This window comes from Tunicatimonas sp. (assembly GCF_049647865.1).
Classification (GTDB): domain Bacteria; phylum Bacteroidota; class Bacteroidia; order Cytophagales; family Cyclobacteriaceae; genus Tunicatimonas.
Window position 1 is genome coordinate 1 of sequence record NZ_JBARYM010000681.1, and the last position, 2,028, is coordinate 2,028.

A 2,028-nucleotide genomic window follows, 5' to 3' on the forward strand; every position below is an offset into this window, starting at 1 on the left:
CTACTTTAGGCAATGTACTGAAAGCGTATTCATTTGTAATTTGGACTGATTCCTCATTACTGTCCAAATACGAAGATAGACATCCGTATTTTTCGGCTAACTGGCACAGCGATCTGTCAGAACATCAAGATGTTAAACACGTAGTTGATTTTTTCACGTCCGGCCAGATAGAATACTGGAAGATGAAAAGTCATAACGAACTGATCACCGCTGAAGGATGTATTCCCTTCTACTAGATCATAATTATTGATCGCCACTTACAGGTTGACGCACTTGCTTAGGTAATGACTGCCTGCGGCACCGGCATAGTAACTAGGTGCTTAATCTACGCGGAAGGCTGATCGGCTGTACTACTTTCTAGTAGAACTATTGGCAAAAGAACTCTTTTGGCACGACTATACTGCTTTAATGCGACTATTAGTAAGGTGGATATGATTCAGTATACACAAGCTGCAACTTGTAGTTTTTATTGATTATCAAATGATTCGCCGTGTCGAATGCGAATATGGCCCTTACCTAAATCTTCTGGATCAAGTAGTTGATTACCACGGGTTATTGTCAAAATGCCCTTGTTAGCCAGCTCCACCGCTACTTCTCGCGCAATAGGCATTATCGTTCGCCAATGATCTGGGGAACCAATCACCCGCGCTGCTTCACTTGGACAAATAGACTTCCCCGGTTCACGATGGCGCAACAGCGTTAGCATAGAGCTTTTAAGCCTACTTCTCAGGGCAGTGTCATCATACGGTTCCCACCAAACAGCTCCTCGTTCCCCAAGCGATATTTTTGCATCATTTACCCGAGATCGAGCATTTTTCTCCAAGATTTTATCGTTGGAACGAAGGGCTTTGGCTACATCGCTTCTTGCCTTCATGAGTACAGCCACTAACTGAGATCGTAATGCCTTGGGTATGCTGGGATCACTAGCCCTCCATTTACGGCCATTAATGATGATATAGTGCCCATCTTCCGTTGTGGTATAATCCTTCACGTGATTGTTAACATTAACGAATTAAATGATTCCACTAAGTAGCGTTACTACCCTCTATAGTTTCACACCTCAATGTACGCCATCAGCTAGTATACTAGCTGATAATCTAATGAACGGTCTTTTTATCCTAAAGTCAAAATTTCCTTATATGACGCAGAACGACGATTGCCTTTTGGTATCTACTGGATGGCTATTGTGCTTTCATTTCACGCTTTTCTACGTAGTACCAATAGTATTTTAGCTTTACAGAGCTAGGTTCATTAAGACCTATTATGTAAGCTTTGAATGGCCAATATAGTCCCGAATGTTCAAAGGGTGAAAGCCGTCAAAACTTAATTCCCTAGGCGAGGAGATTTATTATCCCCAATGATAAAGCTTGAATATTGAAGGATTGGAGTAAAAATTAACAGAGCGCCTTTCTTCTTATTTTACCACTCTCTTATTACTCCAATCCTGCCTAAAAGTCGCCAGATCAGGCTTCCGCTGTACTCGCTTTAAGTCGAACCTTGTGCGCGCACCGTACCCAGCCCATGAGTCGTCGCTTCTAATATCTGTTTGATCGCATGAATCTTACATTTTAAGAAGTTTTGCATCGCGCAGCGAACCGTGGTAGCTATCCATGCTGAAATGGCCACAGAATGGATACTAAATTAGTGTAAAAAGGACTAACTTTTATGAATGCTAGTATCTGAAAATCAAATATTTACAACTATTTTGTGTCCAAATATAGAAAAAGAAAATGGACCACGACATGGACACATTTTCTCCGTAATTCTATGCATATCTTGGGGGTGGACGAATAGTCGGTAGAATAATATAAACCCTCAAGTCCTAAGAATTTAGGGATTTTCGCGTTAGCTGAATGAAAGATGCATAGAGTGAGGCTCTGTAATCAGGTAGAGTATTTTAAATAAGGATGAGCAGATTAAAAATTTGGCAACGAAGCAGTAAATCGTATTATTGGGTTCATCAAAACTTCAATAAGATGCTTACTTGCCCCCCGGTTTTAGTCGTGAAGAACTTATAATGACTTTACT

At 40.9% G+C, this 2,028-nt stretch carries 2 protein-coding genes; one reads left to right on the plus strand and one right to left on the minus strand.

Annotated elements, in window-relative coordinates; genetic code table 11:
- A partial coding sequence (locus WBA23_RS19910) for a hypothetical protein (protein ID WP_424584034.1) occupies positions 1–236 on the plus strand: 236 nt, incomplete at its 5' end.
- A 230-nt stretch (positions 237–466) separates the two neighbouring features.
- On the opposite strand, the gene WBA23_RS19915 is transcribed toward WBA23_RS19910, so the two are convergent.
- Positions 467–991: a DUF3253 domain-containing protein gene (locus WBA23_RS19915; protein WP_424584035.1), complete on the minus strand. Its 525-nt coding sequence runs from the start codon at positions 989–991 to the stop codon at positions 467–469.
- Positions 992–2,028 lie beyond the last annotated feature (1,037 nt).